At 67.6% G+C, this 22,203-nt stretch carries 20 protein-coding genes and 2 riboswitches; all 20 genes read right to left on the reverse strand.

Annotation, left to right across the window (positions count from 1 at the left end):
* Positions 1-29: 29 nt before the first annotated feature.
* The 20 genes from ACVENA_RS14410 to ACVENA_RS14505 all read right to left on the reverse strand — a co-directional run bounded on the left by ACVENA_RS14410 (position 30) and on the right by ACVENA_RS14505 (position 22,201).
* Positions 30-1,589, reverse strand: coding sequence for a fatty acid--CoA ligase (locus tag ACVENA_RS14410; RefSeq protein WP_449325915.1), 1,560 nt, complete (start codon positions 1,587-1,589; stop codon positions 30-32).
* Between the two features lie 98 nt (positions 1,590-1,687).
* The gene (locus tag ACVENA_RS14415) at positions 1,688-2,305 is read right to left on the reverse strand and encodes a DUF938 domain-containing protein (protein ID WP_449328944.1); all 618 of its coding nucleotides are present in this window, start codon (positions 2,303-2,305) and stop codon (positions 1,688-1,690) included.
* Positions 2,306-2,316: 11 nt separating this feature from the next.
* On the reverse strand, positions 2,317-2,763 hold the full coding sequence (locus ACVENA_RS14420) for an ABA4-like family protein (protein ID WP_449325916.1): 447 nt from the start codon (positions 2,761-2,763) through the stop codon (positions 2,317-2,319).
* 140 nt (positions 2,764-2,903) lie between these two features.
* A complete protein-coding gene (locus ACVENA_RS14425; protein WP_449325917.1) occupies positions 2,904-3,242 on the reverse strand; it encodes a hypothetical protein in 339 nt (112 codons plus the stop codon).
* Positions 3,239-4,762: an aminomethyl-transferring glycine dehydrogenase subunit GcvPB gene (gcvPB, locus tag ACVENA_RS14430; protein WP_449328945.1), complete on the reverse strand. Its 1,524-nt coding sequence runs from the start codon at positions 4,760-4,762 to the stop codon at positions 3,239-3,241. The genes ACVENA_RS14425 and gcvPB overlap by 4 nt, the downstream gene beginning before the upstream one ends.
* A gap of 32 nt (positions 4,763-4,794) precedes the next feature.
* Positions 4,795-6,153 carry an aminomethyl-transferring glycine dehydrogenase subunit GcvPA gene (gene gcvPA / locus ACVENA_RS14435; RefSeq protein ID WP_449325918.1) on the reverse strand — a complete coding sequence of 453 codons (1,359 nt, stop codon included), beginning with the start codon at positions 6,151-6,153 and terminating at the stop codon, positions 4,795-4,797.
* A 3-nt stretch (positions 6,154-6,156) separates the two neighbouring features.
* Positions 6,157-6,975 (reverse strand): glycosyltransferase family 2 protein, encoded by an 819-nt coding sequence (locus ACVENA_RS14440; protein WP_449325919.1) that lies wholly within the window; start codon positions 6,973-6,975, stop codon positions 6,157-6,159.
* 39 nt (positions 6,976-7,014) lie between these two features.
* Entirely contained in the window at positions 7,015-7,386 is a 372-nt protein-coding gene (gene gcvH, locus ACVENA_RS14445) for a glycine cleavage system protein GcvH (protein WP_449325920.1), read from the reverse strand.
* A gap of 3 nt (positions 7,387-7,389) precedes the next feature.
* Positions 7,390-8,523 carry a glycine cleavage system aminomethyltransferase GcvT gene (gene gcvT / locus ACVENA_RS14450; RefSeq protein WP_449325921.1) on the reverse strand — a complete coding sequence of 378 codons (1,134 nt, stop codon included), beginning with the start codon at positions 8,521-8,523 and terminating at the stop codon, positions 7,390-7,392.
* A gap of 53 nt (positions 8,524-8,576) precedes the next feature.
* Positions 8,577-8,684: riboswitch (glycine riboswitch) on the reverse strand.
* Positions 8,685-8,782: riboswitch (glycine riboswitch) on the reverse strand.
* Between the two features lie 59 nt (positions 8,783-8,841).
* Positions 8,842-9,486: an NAD(P)H-binding protein gene (locus tag ACVENA_RS14455; protein WP_449325922.1), complete on the reverse strand. Its 645-nt coding sequence runs from the start codon at positions 9,484-9,486 to the stop codon at positions 8,842-8,844.
* Between the two features lie 67 nt (positions 9,487-9,553).
* Entirely contained in the window at positions 9,554-10,726 is a 1,173-nt protein-coding gene (locus ACVENA_RS14460) for a deoxyguanosinetriphosphate triphosphohydrolase (RefSeq protein WP_449325923.1), read from the reverse strand.
* On the reverse strand, positions 10,723-12,543 hold the full coding sequence (locus ACVENA_RS14465) for an SPOR domain-containing protein (RefSeq protein ID WP_449325924.1): 1,821 nt from the start codon (positions 12,541-12,543) through the stop codon (positions 10,723-10,725). The genes ACVENA_RS14460 and ACVENA_RS14465 overlap by 4 nt, the downstream gene beginning before the upstream one ends.
* 83 nt (positions 12,544-12,626) lie before the next feature.
* Positions 12,627-14,096 (reverse strand): cell division protein FtsZ, encoded by a 1,470-nt coding sequence (gene ftsZ / locus ACVENA_RS14470; RefSeq protein WP_257544151.1) that lies wholly within the window; start codon positions 14,094-14,096, stop codon positions 12,627-12,629.
* Positions 14,097-14,247: 151 nt separating this feature from the next.
* On the reverse strand, positions 14,248-15,504 hold the full coding sequence (gene ftsA, locus ACVENA_RS14475) for a cell division protein FtsA (protein ID WP_449325925.1): 1,257 nt from the start codon (positions 15,502-15,504) through the stop codon (positions 14,248-14,250).
* A gap of 3 nt (positions 15,505-15,507) precedes the next feature.
* Positions 15,508-16,449, reverse strand: coding sequence for a cell division protein FtsQ/DivIB (locus ACVENA_RS14480; protein ID WP_449325926.1), 942 nt, complete (start codon positions 16,447-16,449; stop codon positions 15,508-15,510).
* A complete protein-coding gene (locus ACVENA_RS14485; RefSeq protein ID WP_449325927.1) occupies positions 16,446-17,369 on the reverse strand; it encodes a D-alanine--D-alanine ligase in 924 nt (307 codons plus the stop codon). Before ACVENA_RS14485 ends, ACVENA_RS14480 begins: the two co-directional genes overlap by 4 nt.
* Positions 17,366-18,238, reverse strand: a complete 873-nt coding sequence (murB, locus tag ACVENA_RS14490; RefSeq protein WP_449325928.1) for a UDP-N-acetylmuramate dehydrogenase — start codon at positions 18,236-18,238, stop codon at positions 17,366-17,368. Before murB ends, ACVENA_RS14485 begins: the two co-directional genes overlap by 4 nt.
* Before the next feature lie 116 nt (positions 18,239-18,354).
* Positions 18,355-19,788: a UDP-N-acetylmuramate--L-alanine ligase gene (gene murC / locus ACVENA_RS14495; RefSeq protein ID WP_449325929.1), complete on the reverse strand. Its 1,434-nt coding sequence runs from the start codon at positions 19,786-19,788 to the stop codon at positions 18,355-18,357.
* Positions 19,788-20,969 carry an undecaprenyldiphospho-muramoylpentapeptide beta-N-acetylglucosaminyltransferase gene (gene murG / locus ACVENA_RS14500; protein WP_449325930.1) on the reverse strand — a complete coding sequence of 394 codons (1,182 nt, stop codon included), beginning with the start codon at positions 20,967-20,969 and terminating at the stop codon, positions 19,788-19,790. The genes murC and murG overlap by 1 nt, the downstream gene beginning before the upstream one ends.
* Positions 20,966-22,201 carry an FtsW/RodA/SpoVE family cell cycle protein gene (locus ACVENA_RS14505; RefSeq protein ID WP_449325931.1) on the reverse strand — a complete coding sequence of 412 codons (1,236 nt, stop codon included), beginning with the start codon at positions 22,199-22,201 and terminating at the stop codon, positions 20,966-20,968. The genes murG and ACVENA_RS14505 overlap by 4 nt, the downstream gene beginning before the upstream one ends.
* Positions 22,202-22,203 lie beyond the last annotated feature (2 nt).

Raw genomic sequence — 22,203 nt, forward strand, 5'->3', positions numbered from 1 at the left:
GTCCGCTCCCGGTCGTTAGCCGCTCCCCCTCAATTCACCATCCGCTCATATCCCTCCCAATAGGGCGCGCGCAGATCCTTGCGCAAAATCTTGCCTGACGCATTCCTCGGCAGCGCTTCGATCACATCGACGCTGCGCGGAGCCTTGAAGGCGGCGATGCGGTCGCGGGCCCAGGCGATGATATCGGCTTCTTCGATGGTCATACCGGGTTTGGCGACGACGACGGCCTTCACCGTCTCGCCCCATTTCGCGTCTGGGATACCGATCACCGCGACCTCCTGCACCGCGGGGTGGCCGAAAATCGCGCTTTCGACCTCGGCAGGATAGACATTCTCGCCGCCCGAGATGATCATGTCCTTCATCCGGTCGTGGATGAAGAGATAGCCGTCCTCGTCGAGATAGCCCGCGTCGCCGGTGTGGATCCAGCCGTCCCCGGTCATCGTCTTCGCGGTCGCGTCGGGCAGGTTCCAATAGCCGAGCATGTTGTTCGACGAGCGGGTGACGACCTCGCCGACATCGCCCGTCGGCACTTCCCGGCCGTCGGCACCAAGGATTTTGATCTCGACGCCGGGCAGCGCCTTGCCCGCCGAGCGCATCCGCTTGTTGCCTTCGGGGTCATGATCCTCGGGCGGCAACATGCAGATGGTGCCGGTGGTCTCGGTCATCCCATAGGCCTGGATGAATTCGGCGCCGAACATCCTGATGCACTGGCGCAAGAGGTCGAGCGGGATCGGCGCGGCGCCGTAGAGGATATATTTGAGGCGGCTGTAATCGACGCTGGCGCAGCGCGGATGCATCAGCAACATCTGAAGCGCCGCGGGGACGATGAAGAAGCGCGTGACGCCATGCTGCTCGACCGCGTCGAACACGCCGTCGGGGTTGAACTCGGCGAGGATGATGCCGGGCAGCCCCGCGGCGAGCGCCATGATGCCGAGGCCGGTGCCGCCGATATGCGCGCAGGGCATGGCGACGAGCACCGCCTCGTCATCGTCCCATTTCGTATAGGCGAGGTCGGCGTCGGCCGAATTTTTGCGCAGCGCGAAGAGGTTGCGGTTCGACAGCACCGCGCCCTTGGGATTGCCGGTCGTGCCCGAGGTGTAAAGTTGCAATACGGCGTCGTTCGGTCCTGAGGGTGCGAAGGCGGCGCGCGGCGTGCTGTCGATCAGCGCGCGCGCCTGATCGGCGCCGATGATCCGCGGAGCGTGGTCGAGCTTGCCGGCAAGCTGCTCCGCCGCATTCTCGAAGCCGGGCCCCGTGAAGACGATCTTCGCCTTCGTATCATTGACGATATAGGCCCACTCGGTCGGCGACAGCCGCCAACCGATCGGCGCCATCACGATGCCCGCGCGCGCCGCGCCGAAGAAGATGGTGAAATAAAGGTCGCTGTTCTTGCCGATCCACGCGATCCGGTCGCCCTTCTCCAGCCCCGCGGCGAGCAGCGCGCTCGCGACGCGTGCGGTGCGCTCGTCGAGCTCGGCATAGGTGAAAACCCGGTCCTCTTCGCGCATCGCGATGCGATCCGGCCGATCGGCCGCCCAATGGGTCATGAATTCGTCGAACGTCACCAGGTCCGAAAGGTCGGCGGCCATCGATTCTCTCTCCTCGAATCGCGTTGCTTTTTGCAATCGATGGCAAAGCTAGCGGCTCGGCGCGCGGGGGAAAAGCGCGTAGATGTGACAGGGTGCAATCAGCGGCGATGAAAGAGCAGCATCAGATTGTTCGCGGGCATCCCGCGGCGTTCGGCAAAGGCGAAGCCAGCGGCGGAGGCGGCCGCCTTGACCGCATCCAGATCGCGCAGCCCCCAATCGGGATCGCGTTCCTTTAGCGAGCGGTCGAAGGCCAAATTCGAGGGAGCAGTTGCCACCTCGCTTTCGAGATAGGGACCGTAAAGAATCAGCGGCGCACCTTGTGGCAAGACGCGCGCAGCCCCGGCGAGAAGCCCCCGCGTCGCCGCCCACGGGCTGATATGCACCATGTTGATGCATAGCAGCGCGTCAGCCGTGCCCACCGGCCATTCGGGCGCGGCGGCATCGAGCAGGAGCGGCGGCGCGATATTGGCAAGGCCGGCTTCGACGCGCCAAGCGGCAATCGAAGCCAGGGCGGCCGGATCGGGATCGCTCGGCTGCCACTCGAGGCCGGGAAAGGCAGCCGCGAAATGGACGGCGTGTTCGCCCGATCCGCTCGCGACCTCCAGCACAAGGCCCGCGGGCGGCAGCCAGTCGGCGAGCACGGCGGCGATCGCGTCGCGATTGCGCACCGTCGCGGGGGCGTGACGCTTTGCTCCCGCGCCGCCGTCCTCCGCCATCCACGGCCGGGTCACGCGGCGCGCGCCTGCGCCCGTGCGCGGCCTTCGCGAACAACCAGCCAGCAGAACAGGCCGACCGGCCCCGCCATCAGGGTCAGGAACAGGAACGGCAGTTGCACGAGGCGGCCGAAGTCCTTGTTGTCGGCATCGCGCGCGATCCACAGGCCGGTGAACAGGTCGAAGGCGAGATAATGGACCCAGCCGAGCGTCGCTCCGCCCGGCGCCGCGAACAGCTTCATCACCCCGGCGAGCGAGGTGAAACTGCCGCCAGTCCCGCCAGGATCGATCCCGCCGGTCAGGAAACCCGTGATGAGGACAATATACAGAAGGCAAAGCAACGACACACCGGCATACAGGATGGCGGACAATGTCCGCGGACTGCGCGGCGCGAAGGCGAGCAGCAGCCAGCCGGCGATCGCCCAGTAATTGGCGATGAGGTAAAGGCCGTTCCAGCTCATATGCGTTCTCTCCCCAGATCGGCTTTTCCGTCATTGCGAAGAGCCGAAGGCGACGCGGCAATCCAGAGCGTGCGTAAACCGCCCTGGATTGCTTCGCTTCGCTCGCAATGACGGATATCTGAAACTGACATTATTGCGCCCTAAATCACCGCGCCGAGCCCGAAGAGCAGGATGCCGCCGAACAAGGCGATCAGGCCGGTCGTCAGGATCAGCAGCGTCATCCGCGCCGCAGGCAATCGCCGCGTCGCGAAGAATGCCGCCGCCAGCCCGACCCCCAGCGCGATCAGCGGCGCGTAGAGGAAGGCCCAGTCATAGCTGAACTCGCGCCGGGCGCGCACCAGTTCCCATTGCTCGACGATCAGCCCATAGAAGGTGATCGCGGCGAGCCAGATCGCAACGAAAACGACCGCGAACAGCGCCCCGCCGGCAAGGCAGCCGGCACCGGGGCGCTTCACCGCGCGGTCGTCGACGCCGTTCAACTGCCGCCGACCTCGGCCTCGCTCCACGCGAGCACGGGCTTGCGCGCCGCGAGCGTCTCGTCGAGCCGGGCGCGCGGGGCGAAATGCGGCGCCGACTTGAGCGCCGGGTCGCCGTTCTTCGCGCGCAGCGCGATGCTGCGCAGCGCACCGATGAATTGGTCGAGCACCGCCTTGCTCTCGGTCTCGGTCGGCTCGATCAGCATCGCACCATGCACGACGAGCGGAAAGAAGACCGTCATCGGATGATAGCCCTCGTCGATCAGCCCCTTGGCGACGTCGAGCGTCGAGAAGCCTTCGGCCAGCCCCTTGTCGCTGAACAGCGCCTCGTGCATGCACGGACCCGATGCGGCGAACGGCGCGTCGAGCACATCCTCGAGGCTGCGCAGCACATAGTTCGCGTTGAGCACCGCATCCTCGGCGACCTGCTTGAGCCCGTCGGCGCCGTGGCTGAGGATATAGGCGAGCGCGCGGGTGAACATGCCCATCTGGCCGTGAAAGGCAGTCATCCGGCCGAAGGTCTGCGGATGATCCTCGCCCGCATTTTCCTCCTCGATCAGGCGGAAGCGACCGTCTTCGCTGGTGACGAAGGGCAGCGGCGCGAAGGGCGCGAGCGCTTCGGACAGCACCACCGGTCCCGAGCCCGGACCGCCGCCACCGTGCGGGGTCGAGAAGGTCTTGTGCAGATTGATGTGCATCGCGTCGACGCCTAGGTCGCCGGGGCGAACACGCCCGACGATCGCGTTGAAATTGGCGCCGTCGCAATAGACATAGCCGCCCGCTGCATGGACCGCATCCGAAATCGCCTTCATCTCGCGCTCGAACAGGCCGCAGGTGTTGGGGTTGGTGATCATCACCCCCGCGACGTCGGGCCCGAGCCGTGCCTTGAGCGCCGCGAGGTTGACGCGGCCCTCGCCGGTCGCCGGAATATCCTCGACGGTGAAGCCCGCGAAGGCGGCGGTGGCGGGGTTGGTGCCGTGCGCGCTTTCAGGGACGAGGATGACGCGGCGGTCCTCGCCGCGCGCTTCCAATGCCGCCTTGATGCAGAGGACGCCGCAAAGCTCGCCATGCGCGCCCGCCTTGGGCGACATGGCGACGCTGTGCATCCCGGTGAGCGTGATCAGCCACTCGGCGAGTTCGTGGATCACCGCATAGGCGCCCTGCACCGTTTCCTGCGGCTGGAGCGGGTGGACGTCGGCGAAGCCCGGCATCCGCGCGACCTTTTCATTGAGGCGCGGGTTGTGCTTCATCGTACAGCTTCCGAGCGGGAAGAGGCCGAGGTCGATCGCATAATTCTGCCGCGACAGCCGCGTATAGTGGCGCACCGTTTCGGACTCGCTGAGCCCCGGCAGGCCGATCGGCGCCGAACGCGCGAGCGCGCCGAGGTCGGCGGCGGGCGCGGCCTCGTCGAAATCGACGCCGGTCGTCTCGCTGCCGCCGATCTCGAAGATCAACGGCTCCTCGAGCATCAGTGCGCGGTTGCCGGTGAAGGTCGTCGTATCGTCGACGCCGCCGGCGTTCATTTCGGGGCGCCACCCGGCGCGGTTGAGCGCGGTCATGCCAGCACCTCCTTCAGCGCCGCGGCAAAGGCGGCGATATCCTCTTCGGTCACCGTCTCGGTCACCGCGACGACAAGCCCGTTCGCGAGCGCGTCATTGTCCGGGTAGAGGCGGCCAAGCGAGACGCCGCCGAGAATGCCCTTCTCCGCCAGCTCATGGATGACGGGCCGCGCCGCCTTCGGCAGGACCAATGTAAATTCGTTGAAGAAACCGCCGTTCAGCAGCGATACGCCCGGCACCTTCGCGAGTTCGGCGGCGGCGGCCTTGGCGCGGCCATGGTTGATGCCCGCCAATTGGCGGAGCCCCGCCTCGCCGAGCAGGGTCATATGAATGCTGAACGCCAGCGCACAAAGCCCCGAATTGGTGCAGATATTGCTCGTCGCCTTTTCGCGCCGGATATGCTGCTCGCGGGTCGAGAGGGTCAGCACGAAGCCGCGCTTGCCGTTGGCGTCGGCGGTCTCGCCGCAAAGGCGGCCCGGCATCTGGCGGACATATTTGGCCTTGCAGCCGAACAGTCCCAGATAGGGGCCGCCGAACTGCAATCCAACGCCGATCGCCTGCCCCTCACCCACGACGATGTCGGCGCCCATTTCGCCCGGCGCCTTGATCAGGCCGAGCGCGACGGGCTCGGTCACCACCGCGATCAGCAGCGCGCCCGCAGCCTGGCAGGCGCCCGCCAGCGCCGCCATGTCGTCGATGCGGCCGAGGATGTCGGGATATTGGACGACGACGCAGCTCGTCTCCTTGTCGACCGCCGTCGCGAGCGCGGCCCAGTCGGTGCCGACCTCAAGCGCCGGATCGCCATCGACGAGCACATCGCCGGTATAGTTCGCCATCGTCCGCGCGACACTGCGATAATGCGGATGAAGCCCGGTCGAGAGCAAAGCCTTGCTGCGCCGCGTGACGCGCCGCGCCATGACAATCGCTTCCCAGCAGGCGGTCGAGCCGTCGTACATCGAGGCATTGGCGACGTCGGTGCCGAGCAGGCGCGCGACCTGGCTCTGGAACTCGAACAGCATCTGCAGCGTGCCCTGCGCGATTTCGGGCTGATAGGGGGTGTAGGCGGTCAGGAACTCGCCGCGCTGGATCAGATGATCGACGCTCGCCGGGACATGGTGGCGATAGGCGCCTGCGCCGAGGAAGAAAGGCCCGTCGCCCGCCGCCATGTTCCGCCGCGCGAGCGCCGCCATATGGCGCTCGACCGCGAGCTCGCTGGCATGGTCGGGAAGCCCGGCGATCGTGCCGTCGAGCCGCGCTTCGGCGGGCACGTCGACGAACAGATCGTCGATCGACGCCGCGCCGACGGCGGCGAGCATCGCCGCGCGGTCGTCGCTGGTAAGGGGAAGGTAACGCATGAACTACTCCGTGGAAGAGGCGGAATGGACAGAGAAAAGTTGAGCGAGGTCGGGAAGCGACCCCTGGAAGATCGCGGGGCCGCTGTGCGTCGTGCGCACCCACGGCGCGAGCCAGATGCGAAAGCCCGCATCGCGCGCGCGGCGGCAAAAGGCATAATCGTCGGACAGCAATTCACGGCTGTCGGGGTCGATCATCGGCAGGAAGAAGCTCGGCTCGCTGTCCGCGACGCCGTGCGCGGCGCGCTCGCCGGGGTCGGTGCGGAAGGCAAGCTCGGGGTGCCGCGCGCCAAGCCCATCGAGCACGTCGCGGCGGATCAGCATCATCCCCGTCCCGGCTCGCGTCAACTCGACGAGGTCGGTCAGCGCGAACCGCTGGTCGCGATGCAGGAAATGCAGCGCGAACTCGCCGCCGAAGCGCGCGAGGTCGCCCGGATCGTCCTTCGCCATCCCACGCTCGACCGCGCGTGCGACGTTGGACCAGTTGACCATTCGTCGCGGGCAAGCGGCGGCAAGGATCGCGCAATCGTCCCGCTCGCGCATCGCGGCCAGCATCGAAAAGACGTCGTCAGCCGCGAAATCGATATCGGCGTCGACGAACAGTAGATGGGTGGAATCGCTGGCGCGGAAGATCGCCGCCAGCAGATCGCGCGCGCGCGTGATCGACGGCTGGTAAAGAATGAACTCGAAGCGCACCGCGACGCCCGCCGCCTGCGCCTTCAACGCGAGGTCGAGCGCCGCGCGGACATAGCTACCCTGCGCCCCGTCATAGATGGGCGTCGCCACCATCAGGCGGCAATCGGCGAGGGCGGCGGATGCGCTCACATCATCTCCCCCCTCCCGCAGGCGGGAGGGGAGGACAAGTCAAAGATCGGCGATGAAGGCCTTGTAGGCTTCGGCGTTCATCAGACCGTCGAGCTGGCTCTTGTCGGTCAGCGTCATGCGGAAGAACCAGCCTTCGCCCTCCGGGTCGCTGTTGACGAGCGCCGGATCCTCTTCGAGCTGGCCGTTGCCTTCGGTCACCACGCCGTCGACCGGCGCATAGACGTCGCTCGCGGCCTTGACCGATTCGACGACCGCGGCGTCACCGCCCGCGGTGAGTTCGGCGCCGGTGTCGGGAACCTCGACGAACACGATGTCGCCGAGCTGGCTCTGCGCGAAGTCGGTGATGCCGACCGTCGCGATGTCGCCGTCGACATCGACCCATTCATGCTCTTCGGTATAATAACGCGGCATCGGTCAGCCTCCCTGTTTGCGGACATAATGATGGGGAACGAAGGGCATGGCGGCGACGGTGCAAGGCACGCGCTTGCCGCGAACTTCGGCGGCGATCGCGGTGCCGGGCACCGCGTGATCGCGCGGCACATAACCCATGGCGATCGGCGCGCCGACGCTGGGGGCAAAGCCGCCCGAAGTCACGACGCCGATCTCTGTGTTGCCGTCGAACAGCTTCGCGCCTTCACGCACCGGCAGCTTGCCATCGACGAGCAGGCCCACGCGCTGGCGCGGCGGACCGTCGGCAAGATGGCCGAGAATGCGCGCGGCGCCGGGGAAATTCGCTTCCTCGCGGCGGCGCTTGCCGATCGCAAAACCAAGGTCGCCCTCGATCGGATCGGTGTCTTCGCTGAGATCGTGGCCGTAGAGGGGAAGTCCCGCTTCGAGCCGCAGGCTGTCGCGCGCACCGAGCCCGATCGGTTTCACCTCATCCATCGCGCACAGCGCGTCGGCAAAAGCCGCGAGCGCTTCGTTCGGAAGCGAGATTTCGAAACCGTCCTCGCCGGTATAGCCCGAGCGGCTGAGCGCGATCGCATGGCCGTTCCAGGTCGCCTGCGCAGCCTGCATGAAGACAAGGCCGGCGCTTTCGGGAACGAGACGCGCGAGCGCTTCAGCCGCCTTCGGCCCCTGCAGCGCGAGCAGCCCGTGATCTTCCCTGTGATTGAGGGTGACATCGTCGGGGAGATGCTCGCGCAGATGTGCGATATCGTCCCACTTCACGGCGCCGTTGACGACGATGCCGAGCTGGTCGCCCTCGTTGGTGATCATCAGATCGTCGAGTATGCCGCCATCCTCGCCGAGCAGCAGCGAATAGCGCATCCGGCCGGGCCTCAGCGCCGCAATGTCGCCGGGGACGAGCGCTTCAAGCGCTTCCACGGCGCCTTCGCCTTCAAGACTGAGCTGCCCCATATGGCTGACGTCGAACAGACCCGCATTCTCGCGCGTCCACTGATGTTCGGCCATGATGCCTTCATATTGGATCGGCATCCAATAGCCGGCGAATTCGACCATCCGGCCGCCCTTCGCGCGGTGCCAGGCGTCGAGCGGCAGCGTTGCGGTGGGAACCGCTTCCTCGCCCGTAAAGTCCGTTTCGGTCATGTCAGTCTCCCGCGGTTGACATGGCAAGGCGCGGCCCGATGCCGTCCTGTCGCCATGCCCCCTCTGTCACGGGAACCTGAGAGTTTCCCCTGCGAGAACGCAGAGTTACCCCTTCGGTGGTCCCGACGACCTTCGCCGGAACGCTTTCCAGAGTGTCCGTTCCAGCCTGCGCGGTCCGTTGACCTGAGAGTTTCCGGGGCGGTTGCTCCTTCGGTGGCGGTGCAGGTCGCCCTGCCCCGCGCTCTCCCGCGCGGCCGGCCGAATCTCCGCAAGGAGACCCGACAGACGCCCGAGCCTTGGCGTCGCCTTTTTGCGGAGTCAATCGGCGAGCGCGCGGATCGCGTCGTTTTCGTGGATATAGACGCCGGACGCCCGCTCGCCGGTCAGGGTGACGATCGCCTGTGCGACCCTTTCTGCCGGAATCGAGCGATAGCGACGCAGCGATCCATGGAGCAGCGCATCGGTCAGCGGCGCCGCGACCATCGCAATCCCCTCGCCCAGCCGCGGCGGCCCCTGACGCTCGCCGGTCAGCAGGCCGGGGCGAAGCAAATCGAGCCGGTCGAACGCCAGCGCGCGAAGATCATCCTCGACCTCGCCCTTGGTCCGCAGATAGAAATTGGAGGCTTGCGACGACGCCCCGACGCTGCTGACCGCGATCATATGCCGCGCGCCCGCCTCCTTCGCGGCCCGCGCGCAAGCGAGGGCCAGATCATGATCGACCGCCCGAAAGGCTGCCTGCGACCCCGCCTGCCGGATCGTGGTGCCGAGACAGGAGATGAGGGTCGCAGGTCGCCGGCCGGCGATGATCGCGGGCCATTGCTCGCTGGGCGCAACGTCCATCTCCGGCTGCGAATCTTGATAATCGGGCGCGCGGCGGACGAGGATCGTCGCCGCGACCGACCGCGCCACGATGCCGCCGACGAGGCCGGTTGCGCCAAGCAGCAAGATGTCGGGTGACGCCATGGGGCGATCCTAAGCTGCGCCGGGTCGGGTTGGCAACGTGGGCCTGTGGTTATTTTCGCACCGTCGATCAGGCGTGCGCCAACGCCTCCGGCACCGCCCCGCGCCCAAATATCTCCGCAAAGCGGTCAATCGCAAAGCGGTCGGTCATGCCGGCGATATAGTCGCCGATATGGCGCACCGTCGCGCTGTCGCCTTCGGGCAGGCGCGACGCCCAATCCTCGCCCATCAGGCGCGGGTCGGCCGCATAGGCGCCGAACAGGCGCGACACCACCTCCTTCGCGCCCGCCGCCGCCTCGATCTGCGAGGGATGGTGGTAGAGGTTCGCATACATGAAGCGCTTGAGGTCGCGCTCCGCCCTCGCGAGTTCGTCCGAGAAATCGCCGAGCGTGCAGCCCGCCGCGCGGACCTCGCCGACGCTCGCGACCCCGGCGGCGGCGACGTTCGCTTCGGTCGCGGCGATCACGTCGTTGACCATGACGCCGATCTGGTCGCGCACCAGTTCGCGCAGCAAGCGGTCGCGCGGCGCGCCGGGAAAGCGGCCCTCGACGGCGCGGTAATTGGCGGCGACGAACGGCTGGCCCATCAACTGGTCGAGCGTCAGCAATCCCGCGCGCAGCCCATCGTCGATGTCGTGATTGTCATAGGCGATGTCGTCGGCGACCGCCGCGATCTGCGCCTCAAGGCTGGCGTAGCTCGCAAGGTCGAGCGGAAACTCGCCGTCGATCTCGGCCAGCGCCCAGCCGGGACGACGCACCGGGCCGTTATGCTTGGCGAGCCCCTCCAGCGTCTCCCAACTGAGGTTCAGCCCGTCGAAGCGCGGATAGGGACATTCGAGCCGCGCCAATGTCCGCAGCGTATGGCCGTTATGATCGAAGCCGCCGTGATCAAACATCGCGGCCTTCAGCGCGTCCTCGCCGGCATGGCCGAAAGGTGGGTGGCCGATGTCATGCGCGAGGCACAGTGCCTCGGTCAGATCCTCGTTGAGGCCGAGCGCGCGGGCAATGCCGCGACCGATCTGCGCGACCTCGATGCTGTGAGTCAGGCGGACGCGGTAATGGTCGCCGTCGGGCGCGACGAAGACCTGCGTCTTGTGGCGCAGGCGGCGAAAGGCGATCGAGTGGATGATGCGGTCGCGGTCGCGCTGAAAGGCGTCGCGCGGGCCGCGCACGACGCGGCCGGGTTCCTCGTGGCGGCGGCCGCGGCTCTGCGCCGGATTGCTGGCGCAGGCGGCGACGCTCATTTGACCGGGTCGACGCTCTGGCCGGCGTCGCTGTTGAACAGGAATCCGTCGCCGCCCGCCTTCTTGTAGTCGCCGAGCCAGTCCTGCGCCGCCGCGCGATCCTTGAACGGCCCGACGAGCAGGCGCCGCGTCTTGCCCCATTCGGTCGTCGCGGCCGATTTGCCCTTGAACAGCGCGGGGTTCTTCTTCGCGAACTTGCCATAGTCGAACGCCAGCGCCTTGGCATTGGCGCCGGTCGCGATCTGCACCCAGATGCGCGCGGGATTCGCTTTCTTTTCGGCCGCTTCGGCCTTGGCTTTCGCGTCGGCTTCGGCCTTCGCCTTGGCGGCCGCCTCTTCCTTCTCGCGCTTCGCCTCTTCGGCGGCGTCGGCGCGCTTCTTGTCCTCGCGCAGCTTGGCGAGCGTATCGGCACCGATCGCATTGTCGGGCCGCGCCAGTTCCTCGGGCGGAATCTCGATCGAGCTGGCGATAGCGGCGAGCGAGGCCAGCGGCGCCTCGGGCGTCACCGCGCTTCCCGCCGGGGCGATCGAAGGCGGCGGCGTCATGGGAACCGCCGCCGGAGCCGGCGCGGGGCGTCCGACGTCGGCGATCGAAAAGCCGGGACCGACGGGGGTCGACGACTGCACGGGATTGGTGCCGATCGGGGCAACGGGCGCAGCCGTGGAGGGGGCAGGCGCTGACGAAACGGGGGCGGGCGGCGTGGCGATAGCCATTTCCGTCCTTGCGGGAACCGGCGCCGGACTGCCGGCGGCGGAGGGAGCGGGACTATGCGCGGCGGGAGGCTGCGACGCGGGCGGAGTTGCCGCTGGAACGGGTACCGCGGATGCTGCCGGGCGCGGCGCCGGCGAAACGGCCGGCACGGGTTTCGGCGCCGGTTTCGAAGCGGGTTTCGGCATGGCCGATGCTGGCGGCTTACTTCGTTCCGCCCTTTTGCCGGTTGTGACTGCGGGCGGAGGCGTCGGAGCCGGCGTCGCGGCGGCGACCTGCACCGGCTTGCGGCGCGGGCCGAGCTCGCCGCTCGGGAAGCGACCGAAATGCGCGGCGGCGGCTTGCTGCGCCGGGTTGAGCCGGTCCATCTGCGTCAGATAGGGCAGGATATTCTGCGCGAGCGCCGGCGGCATCGTCGCATTGACGATCTCGGTCGCCTCGGCATCGCGGCCGTTCATCGCCAGGATCATCGCACGCAGCCGCCATGCCGCACGATCCTGCGCGCGAAGCTGCGGGGTCAGCAACTGCACCGCGCGATCGGGCTCGCCGCTGATCCCGAGCGAGAGCGCATAACGGCGCGTCACCTCGTCATTGGGGGCGATCGACAGCGCGAGCTGATAGTCGCGCTGCGCCGCATCCTGCTGTCCCAAAAGGTCGCGCGCGAGCCCGCGGTCGGCGAGGAACAGGCGCTCAGGCGCGCCGAGAAGCTGCGCTTCGCCGAAATAGTCGAGCGCGCGCGTCGGGCTTTCCATGTGGACCATCGCCGAGCCGAGCGCCGCCTTGACCGCGCCATCGCGCGGGCTCGCCTGCTCGGCGCGGGTCAGAAAGCCGACCGCGGCGCGATAATCCTCGAGCTCGTTCGAAGCGCGCCCGGCATCGAGCAGCGCCGCGGCGTCATTGCTGTTCGTCGCCAACCGCCCGAGCGCCGACGACAGCAGCGTTCGCGCCGCGGTGCGCTTGTCCATCGCCGCTTTCGTCGCCGCGTCGGGCGTCGCTGCCTGAAAGGCAAGCGCAGGCGTGGCGATCGCGCTCGTCAGCAGCAGCGCGCCCGCCACCGCGGCCAGGCGCCGGGCCCGTCCGGGTCCGGCGGCCCAACCCTGTCGCCGCATCGCTTTCCATGGCCGCAAGGGCAAGTCAGATCATCCCGATTTCAGGCCCGCCTTGCCCGGAGCAACGGCCGCTTACTGCCCTGTTACTGGTTGTTCTGCCGTCCGAGGAAGCGCGGGATATCGACCCCGTCCTCCTTGCCCTCTTCGCGGTCGGCGGTCGAACCGCGCGACAGGCGCGACATGCGCTCGAACAGCGTTCCGCCACCGAGCGAGCGCGCAGGCGCATCCTCGGCAGGCGCAGCGTGCGGGGCTGCTTCGGCAGCCGGGGCGGCAGGCTGATAGCCGGTCGGAGCCTCGGGCTCGCTGAGCACCAACTCGTCAGCGGTATCGTCGTAGCGCGCCGCGACCTGCGAGAGCTCCATCGGCTCTTCCTCGGCAACGGCTTCGGCGGGCGCTGCGGCCTGCGGCGCGTCGCCGAGCGAGAAGCCGGGGGCCGGGTCATTGTCGGTTTCGACAGGAGCCTCGACCGGCGTTTCGGGCGCGGCCGCCTCGACAGGCTCCTCTGCGACCGGAGCCGGTGCGACGGTGCGCGCGGGCTGGAACGAGAAGCTGCGCGTCGCGGGCGCAGCCTGCGCCGACGTGTCGCCGGTGCTGTCGATGCCGGTCGCGACGACCGACACGCGAATCTTGCCGTCGAGATTGTCGTTGAAGGCGCTGCCCCAGATGATGTTCGCGTCGGGATCGACCAGTTCGCGGATGTGGTTCGCGGCCTCGTCGACTTCCATCAGGCGCATGTCCTCGCCGCCGGTGATCGAGATGATGACGCCCTTCGCGCCCGCCATCGACACGCCGTCGAGCAGCGGGTTGGCGATCGCCTTCTGCGCCGCCTCAAGCGCGCGGCCGTCGCCTTCGGCTTCGCCGGTGCCCATCATCGCCTTGCCCATTTCGCGCATCACGCTGCGCACGTCGGCGAAGTCGAGGTTGATCAGGCCGGGCATGACCATCAGGTCAGTGATGCCGCGGACGCCCTGCTGGAGCACTTCGTCGGCCATGGTGAACGCTTCCTTGAAGGTCGTGTTCGGGTTGGCGACGAGGAAGAGATTCTGATTGGGGATGACGATCAGCGTGTCGACATGGTCCTGAAGCTCGGCAATGCCCGAGTCCGCCGACCGCATCCGGCGCTGCCCCTCGAAGGTGAAGGGCTTGGTCACCACGCCGACGGTCAGGATGCCGCGGTCGCGCGCCGCCTTGGCGATCACCGGCGCCGCGCCGGTGCCGGTGCCGCCGCCCATGCCCGCCGCGACGAAGCACATATGCGCGCCGTTCAGCGCTTCCTCGACCTGCGCGATGCTTTCCTCGGCCGCCGCGCGCCCGACCTCGGGCCGCGAACCCGCGCCCAGCCCCTGGGTGATCTGCGTCCCCAGCTGGATGCGCCGTTCGGCCGGCGAGGCGTTCAGCGCCTGCGCGTCGGTATTCGCGACGATGAAATCGACGCCCTCGACGCGGGCGGCGATCATGTTGGCGATGGCATTGCCCCCGGCGCCGCCGACCCCGATCACCGCGATGCGCGGCTTCAGTTCATCGACCTGCGGCGGGCCAATATTGATGCTCATCCACTCATCTCCCTGTGCGGCGGACCTGCGCCGCGTCCCTCACCTTGCGACCCATCCGGACGTCAGTCCCACCGTCCGGAATTCTGTGACCGCATTGCACTATTGTGACGTGGGAATCACCCAAAAAATTAACCTTTCCCACGTCCGTCCCTCAAAAACTGCTTTTGAGAGCGGCCATCAATCGATTGATGATGCCCGGGTTCTTCGGCCGATAGACATCCTGCGCCATCATCGGAAGATCGCGAAGGTCCACCGGGTCCGACGCGGCATAGAGAACCAGACCCGCGAGCGTCGCGAAAGCCGGACCGCCATGAGCATCGGGCAGGCCGTGCAGCCCGCGCGGTCGCCCGACGCGCGCAGCGCGGCCGAGCGCGCTTTGCGTGTAGTCGGCGAGCCCTTTCAGGTCGGCGCCACCGCCGACCAGCACGACCTGGCGCCCGACCGGCCCGACGAAATGCAGGTCTTTCAGCGTCCGGCCGATGTCGCCCATCATCGCGTCGAGGCGCTGGCGGATCACCGCGACGAGCTGCGCCCGCGTGATACGCGGCGAATCGCTGCCCGCGGGGGCGCCTGGATCGAGCTCGATGATCTCATTATTGTCGCGCGGAGAGGCAGAGGCCGAGCCATAGAAGCTCTGCAGGCGCTGCGCCTGGCTGCGCCGGATGCCGAAGGCCGAGGCGATGTCGTCGGTGATGTCGCTCGCGCCGAAGGGCAGCGACGCCATCTCGACGAGCATTCCGCCGGCATAGAGCGAGACGGTGGTGACCGCGGCGCCAAGCTCGACCAGCGCAACGCCGAGGTCGCGCTCCTCGTCCGACAGGCAGGCGAGCCCGGCGGCGATCGGCGAGGCGACCACGGCGTTGACGTCGAGATGCGCCTGCCGCACCGCCGCCTCCAGATTCCGCACCGGCGCGCCGTCGGCCATGATGATGTGGATGTCGACGCCGAGCCGGTCGGCGTGGAGCCCGATCGGGTTCTTGACCCCGGTCAGCCCGTCGAGGGTATAGAGCGCGGGCTGCGCATGGAGGATCATCCGCCCCTCGGGATCGATCCCGGCGCGGCCCGCGGCGAGCAGGTCGTCGATATCCTCCTGCTCGATGCGGTGACCGCCGAGCTCGCTCTCGATCGGCGCGACGTCGCTCAAGAGGCTGCCCGCCGAAAAGCTGACCCAGACGTCATCGATGTTGAGCCCCGCGATCCGCTCGGCCTGCTCGATCGCCTCGCGCACGATATGTTCGGTCTGCTCCATGTCGGCGACATAGCCGCGCTGGACGCCGCGGCTCTCGCGCTGGCCGGTGCCGAGGACATGGAGCTGGCCGTCGGCAGTCTGCCCCGCGATCAGCGCGCAGACCTTCCACGACCCGACATCGAGCGCGGTGATGATCTTTTCGATGCGGGGCGGCGCCATGGCTTATCCCTTCTCCGCCGAAGCGGCGGCGGCAACGGCATCGGCCGCATCATGCGCATCGTCGAGCTTCGCGGGCGCCACCTGCCCCTCGTGCGGCAGGCGCAGCACGAAACGCGTGGGATCGCGCATGTCGAAGCGCAAGATGCCGCGGCCGAGCAGCCGGTTGGCGCCGTCCATATGCGCGAATTTGGCGAGCGCCGCCTTCGCCTCGACCTCGCCCTCGGGAAGCGACAGCGTCTCGCCGCTGCGGAAACGCAAATCCCAGCGGCGGTTGCCGACCCAGGTCGCGCCCGCGAGCAATTCCTTCAGGGAGCTTGCCTCGGCCAGCAGCCGGTCGAGATCCTGCGCACGGCGGTTCGCGTGCGGGCCGATGACGAGCGGCAAGTCGGGCATCGTCGCGACGCTGACGGGTTCGAGCACGACGCCCTTCGCGTCGATCAGCGACAGGCGATTATTATGCTGCCAGATCGCCGCCGGGGTGCGCTCGACGATATCGACGACGAGCGTGTCGGGTAGGCGGCGCGAGACGCGCGCATCCTTGATCCAGCCATAGCGCATCAGGTCGTGGCGCACATCGTCGAGATCGACCGCCGCCATCGAGCGGTCCTTCTGCGCGAGCGCGATGTCATAGACCTTGAGCCGATCGATGCGGTCGGCGCCGACGACCTCGACCTTCTTGACCTGAAAGCCCGCGCGGCCGACCGCCTGCGCATATTCCTCGTGGATTTTCGCGGTAACGCCGGTCGCGTGCGCGGCGAGCGCAACCGCGGCGGCGAGGCCGATGCCGATCGTCCAGTTGGCGGCGCGCTGCAGCGTCGCGGGGCTGACCGGCAGCGCGTTGATCACCGCGTTGAGGCGCGACTTCTGGATTTTCCGCCTTTTCTTCGGCGCGCGCGCGGGGCGGCGCGGGGGCGCCTTGCCACGCTTGATCCGCGTGCTGCTCATAGGGCTTCCTCCACGATGCGCTCGACGAGTTCGGCATAATCGATGCCGATCGCGCGCGCCTGTTCGGGCACGAGGCTGAGCGGCGTCATGCCGGGCTGGGTGTTGACCTCCAGCAGATAGATGCCGGCAAGGCCATGCTCGTCGTCCCAGCGGAAATCTGAGCGCGACGTCCCCTTGCAGCCGAGCAGCCGGTGCGCCTGGACCGCTAGGTCCTTCATCCGCTGCGCGATGTCGGCGGGGATTTCGGCGGGACAGACATGCTGGGTCAGTCCCTCGGTATATTTGGCATCATAGTCGTAGAAGCCCGATTTGACGCGCAGTTCGGTGACGCCGAGCGCGGTGCCTCCGAGCACCGCGACGGTCAGCTCGCGCCCCTTGATGAACGGCTCGGCGAGCAGGCGGTCGAATTCCTGCCACGGGCCGACGGCTTCGCGCGCGATCGGGTTGCCGTAATTGCTGTCGTCCTTGACGATCGCGACCCCGACCGACGAACCTTCGTTGACGGGTTTCAGCACATAGGGGCGCGGCAACGGGTCGACTGAAAACAGGCTTTCGCTGTCGACCATCGTCCCCGTCGGCATCGGCACACCATGCGGCACCAGCGCCTGCTTCGTCAATTCCTTGTCGATCGCGATCACCGAGGTGACGAGCCCGCTGTGGGTATATTTGAGGCCCATCAGGTCGAGCATCCCCTGCACCGTCCCATCCTCGCCGGGAACGCCATGGAGCGCGTTGAACACGATGTCGGGCTTCGCCTCGGCGAGCCGCAGCGCGACGTCGCGGTCCATGTCGATGCGGGTGACCCTGTGGCCGCGGCTCTCGAGCGCGTCGGCGATATCCCGGCCGCTCATCAGCGACACTTCGCGTTCGGCGGACCAGCCGCCCATCAGGACGGCGACATGCCACGGACCCCGGCTCATTTCTCGATTCCCACGCGCTGAATTTCCCATTGCAGTTCGATGCCGCTCTTCGCCTTCACCCGGCGGCGGACTTCCTCGCCGAGCGCTTCGATGTCGGCGCTCGTGGCATCGTCGGTGTTGATCAGGAAATTGGTATGCTTCTCGCTGACCTGCGCTCCGCCGACGGCGAAACCGCGGCACCCCGCCTCGTCGACGAGCTGCCACGCCTTGTGGCCCTCGGGGTTCTTGAAGGTCGAACCGCCGGTCTTGGATCGCAAAGGCTGCGAGGCTTCGCGGCTCGCCGCAATGCGGTCCATTTCGGCCTGAATGGCGTCGCTCGCGCCGGGGCGCCCGCGGAAGGTCGCGCCGATCACCACCGCGCCTTCGGGCAATTCGCTGTGACGATAGGTGTAGCCGAGGTCGGCAAGCGGCAGCGTCCGGCGCTCGCCCGAACGCAAAACGACCTCAGCCTCGACCAATATGTCCTTGACCTCGCTGCCATAGGCGCCGCCGTTCATACGGACGAAGCCGCCGACCGTGCCGGGGATCGAGCGCAGGAATTCCAGCCCCGCCACCCCGGTGTCGCGCGCGGTCGAGGACACGAGGATGCCCGACGCGCCGCCGCCGCAGCGCAGCGTCGTCGCGTCGAGCGCCTCGACCTTGGCGAAGGCCTTGCCGAGCCGGACGACGACACCCGGAAAGCCGCCGTCGCGAACGATGAGGTTCGAGCCGAGGCCGAGCGCCATCACCGGAATCGCCGGGTCGAGATCGCGGAGGAAATCCGCGAGATCGTCGGCATCCTTCGGCTCGAACAGCCAGTCCGCGGGGCCGCCCGACTTGAACCAGACCAGCGGCGCCAGCGGGGCACCGGGCGTGAGCTTGCCGCGCACATTTTCAAATGCCGTTTGCCCTGAGCTTGTCGAAGGGCCGCTCTTCCTTTCTTCCGACGCAAAAGAAAAGGGCGGTCCTTCGACAAGCTCAGGACGAATGGTTTTGGGATCGGAGGTCACTTCGCGCCCTCCACCGCCGCCGCCAGCCCGGCCGCGATCTTCGTGATGTCGCCGGCGCCGAGGCAGATGATCTTGTCCCCCGCGCCGATCTGGCCCGCCCCGATCGTTTCGCCAATCGCCGCGGCCAGTGCATCGGCATCGGCAACGGTCGATGCGTGACGATGCCCGCGATCCTTCAACCCCGCGACCAGCGCGTCCGACGACACGCCGTCGATCGCACTTTCGCCCGCCGCATAGACGGGCAACGCGAGCACCATGTCGGCGTCGTTGAACGCCTGCTGGAAGTCGTCCATATGATCGCGCAGACGGGTAAATCGATGCGGCTGGACCACCGCGACGACGCGCCCCGCCCCGGCACCCTCGCGCGCCGCCGACAGAACGGCGCGGATTTCGACCGGGTGATGGGCATAATCGTCGATCACCGTCACGACGCCGCCCTCGGCGGCAATTTCGCCGACCTTGGTGAAGCGGCGCTTGACGCCCGCAAAGCCCTCGAAACCCGATACGATCTTGGTATCCGGCACGCCCATGTGCAGCGCCACCGCGATCGCCGCGAGCGCGTTCTGGACATTGTGGCGCCCCGACATCGGCAGGTGGATGCCCTCGATCGTCCGGCTGTTGCCGTCGCGGTCGCGCACGACGACGTCGAAGCGGTTGCCGTCGGGCCCCGGCGTCACATTGGTGCCGCGCACGTCGGCCTGCGCGGAAAAGCCGTAAGTGACGATGCGCCGGTCGCGGATGCGCGGGATAATCGCCTGCACCTCAGGATGGTCGAGGCAGAGCATTGCGGCGCCGTAGAAAGGCACATTCTCGATGAATTCGACGAAGGCGCCCTTGATCGCGTCGAAGCTGCCATAATGGTCGAGATGCTCGGGATCGATATTGGTGACCACCGCGATCGTGCCGTCGAGGCGCAGGAAGCTGCCATCGCTCTCGTCGGCCTCGACCACCATCCAGTCCGACGCGCCGAGCCGCGCGTTCGAGCCGTAATTGTTGATGATGCCGCCGTTGATCACCGTCGGATCGACCCCGCCCGCGTCGAGCAGCGCCGCGACGAGGCTGGTCGTCGTCGTCTTGCCGTGCGTCCCGGCGACCGCGACGGTCGATTTGAGGCGCATCAGTTCGGCGAGCATCTCGGCGCGGCGGACGATGGGAATGCGGTGCGCGAGCGCCGCCTCGACCTCGGGATTGCCGCGCTGGACCGCGGTCGAGGTGACGACGACCGCGACGCCTTCGACGTTCGCGGCTTCGTGGCCGATCGCAACCTTGATCCCGCGTTTCCTGAGGCCTTCGACGACATAGCTGTCGGCGATGTCGCTGCCCTGCACCTGATAGCCGAGATTGTGCATCACCTCGGCGATCCCCGACATGCCGATGCCGCCGATGCCGATGAAGTGGATGATGCCGATATCGGTCGCGACGCCGCGCATCAGGCGTCTCCCGCGCGGGTGGCGGCGATGCTACCCGCGACCGCGGCGCGCGTCGGGGCGCCGACGCGGATCACGTCCATCATCGGCGGCGCGGCGAAGGACTCGACCAGATCGGCAAGATCGCGCGTCGCTTGCGGGAGCCCGCAGCTCGCGGCGCGCTCGGCCGCTTCTTCGAGCGCGCCGGGCTCGAGCGCCATGCGCTGGATATGCTTCGCGACCTCGGCGGCGGTGAAATCGGGCTGCTGGAAGGAAATCGCGCCGCCCGCCTGAACCAGATCGACGACATTATAGGTCTGGTGATTATCCATCGCGTGCGGATAGGGCACGAAGATCGCGGGCCGCCCGGCGCAGGCGAGTTCGGCGACGGTCGAGGCGCCCGCGCGCGCGATCACCAGATGCGCCCAGCGCAGCCGCTCGGGGAAATCGGCGATGTAGGGCGCGCATTCGGCGGCGACGCCGAGTTCGGCATATTTGGCGCGCACCGCCGCGATATCGTCCTCGCGCGCCTGCTGCACGACCTGCAAGCGGTCGAGCAAAGCGCGCGGCAGCATCGCGATCGCGGCGGGCACGACGTCGCTCAGCACCGTGGCACCGAGACTGCCGCCGACCACGAGCAGGCGGAAGATGCCGTCCTCGGGCAGCGGCGGGAAGCCGTCCTCGCGGATTGCGATAATCTCGTCGCGCACCGGATTGCCGGTGATGTGGAGTTTCATCTCGTGCCCGGCCGGGAAGCGCTGGATGTTGCGATAGGCAACCGCGACCGCATCGACGCGCGGCGCCATCATCCGGTTGACGCGGCCGAGTACGGCATTCTGTTCGTGGATCACCCGCGGCCGCTTCGTCGATCCCGCCGCGAGCAGGCTGGGCAGCGAGGGATAGCCGCCGAAGCCGACGACGACCGCGGGGTCGAAAGTGCGGATCAGGTCGATCGCCTGCCTGCGGCCCTTGCGGATCGCGAGCGCGGCCTTCACCCAGCCGACGGGGCCGCCATGGACGCGGCCGGCGGGCAGCACATGCGTTTCGAGCTCGGCGGGCGCGCCCGGAATTTTCAGGCCGCGGTCGTCGCTGACCAGCGCGACGCGGTGCCCGCGCGCAATCAATTCGCCCGCCAGGGCATAGGCGGGCAGCATATGGCCGCCGGTCCCCCCGGCGGCGAGCAGAAAGTGGCGCGTTGCTGTCATCGCTTGTTCCAGTTGCGGGTCATCGACACCCGCGCGGCATAGGGGTTTCGCCGGGTCAGCGACAAGAGCAAACCCATACCGATCGACAGCGCAATGAACGATGAGCCGCCATAGCTGATGAAGGGCAAGGTCATGCCCTTCGACGGAAAGAGCTGGGTGTTCACCGCCATGTTGATCGTCGCCTGCCCGCCGAACTGCGCGATCAGCCCCGCGACCGCGAGGATCTGGAAACTATCCTCTTCGTCGAGCAGGCGGACGAGGACGCGGACGATGATCGCGAGGAACAGGATCGCGATCGCGATACAGGCGATGATCCCGAATTCCTCGCCGATGACCGAAAAGATATAGTCGGTGTGCGCCTCGGGCAGCTTGAATTTGGCGAGCCCCGCGCCGGGGCCGGTGCCGATCAACCCGCCCGCGGTGATCGTCGCGTGCGCGCGATCTTCCTGAAAACTGTCGCCCTCACCGAACAGCCAGCTGTTGATGCGCTGATTGGCGACCGAATAGGTGAAGTAAGCGATGACGAGCCCGGCGAAGCCGCTCGCCGCGAGAATGCCGATGATCCGCATCGAAAGCCCCGCGACCATCACCAGCACCAGCCAGGTGCCGAGGAAGATGATCGTCTGCCCGAGGTCGGGCTGGCCCATCAGCAATATGCCGATGATGCCGGTCAACACGAAGGACAAAGGCACGACGGGAAGGCTTTGGTCGTGGAGCCGCAGCGACAATATCCACGCCAGCGATACCGCGAAAAAGGGCTTCAGGAATTCCGACGGCTGCAGGCGGAAAACGCCGCTGCCGATCCAGCGCTGCGCGCCGTTCACCGACGTGCCGATCAGCGGCACAAGGAACAGCAGGACAAGAAAACAGATGGTGCCATAGATGGCAAAGCGCCGCGCCTGCGCCTTGGGCAGCATCGACACGCCGAGCATGACGGGCACGCCGACGATCACCCACATGAGCTGGCGATAGAAATAATAGAGCGGGTCGAGGCTGGCGGTCGTCGTCGACAGCTTTTGCGCCGCGACCGGCGACGCCGCCGCGACCGCGACCAGTCCGACCGCGATCAGCATCGAGACGAGCAGCAGCAGCACCCGGTCAATTTCCCAGAACCAGAGGCCGAGCGGTGTGCGGTCGGCGCGACTGAGGCGCGGGCCGCGCCGCTTGGCCGTCCGCGTCGTCGCGGCGATGACCGGGCGTTCGGTCGCATTCATGTCGGTCCCCCCGCTCATAT

It is taken from the genome of Sphingopyxis sp. 550A (assembly GCF_053569535.1).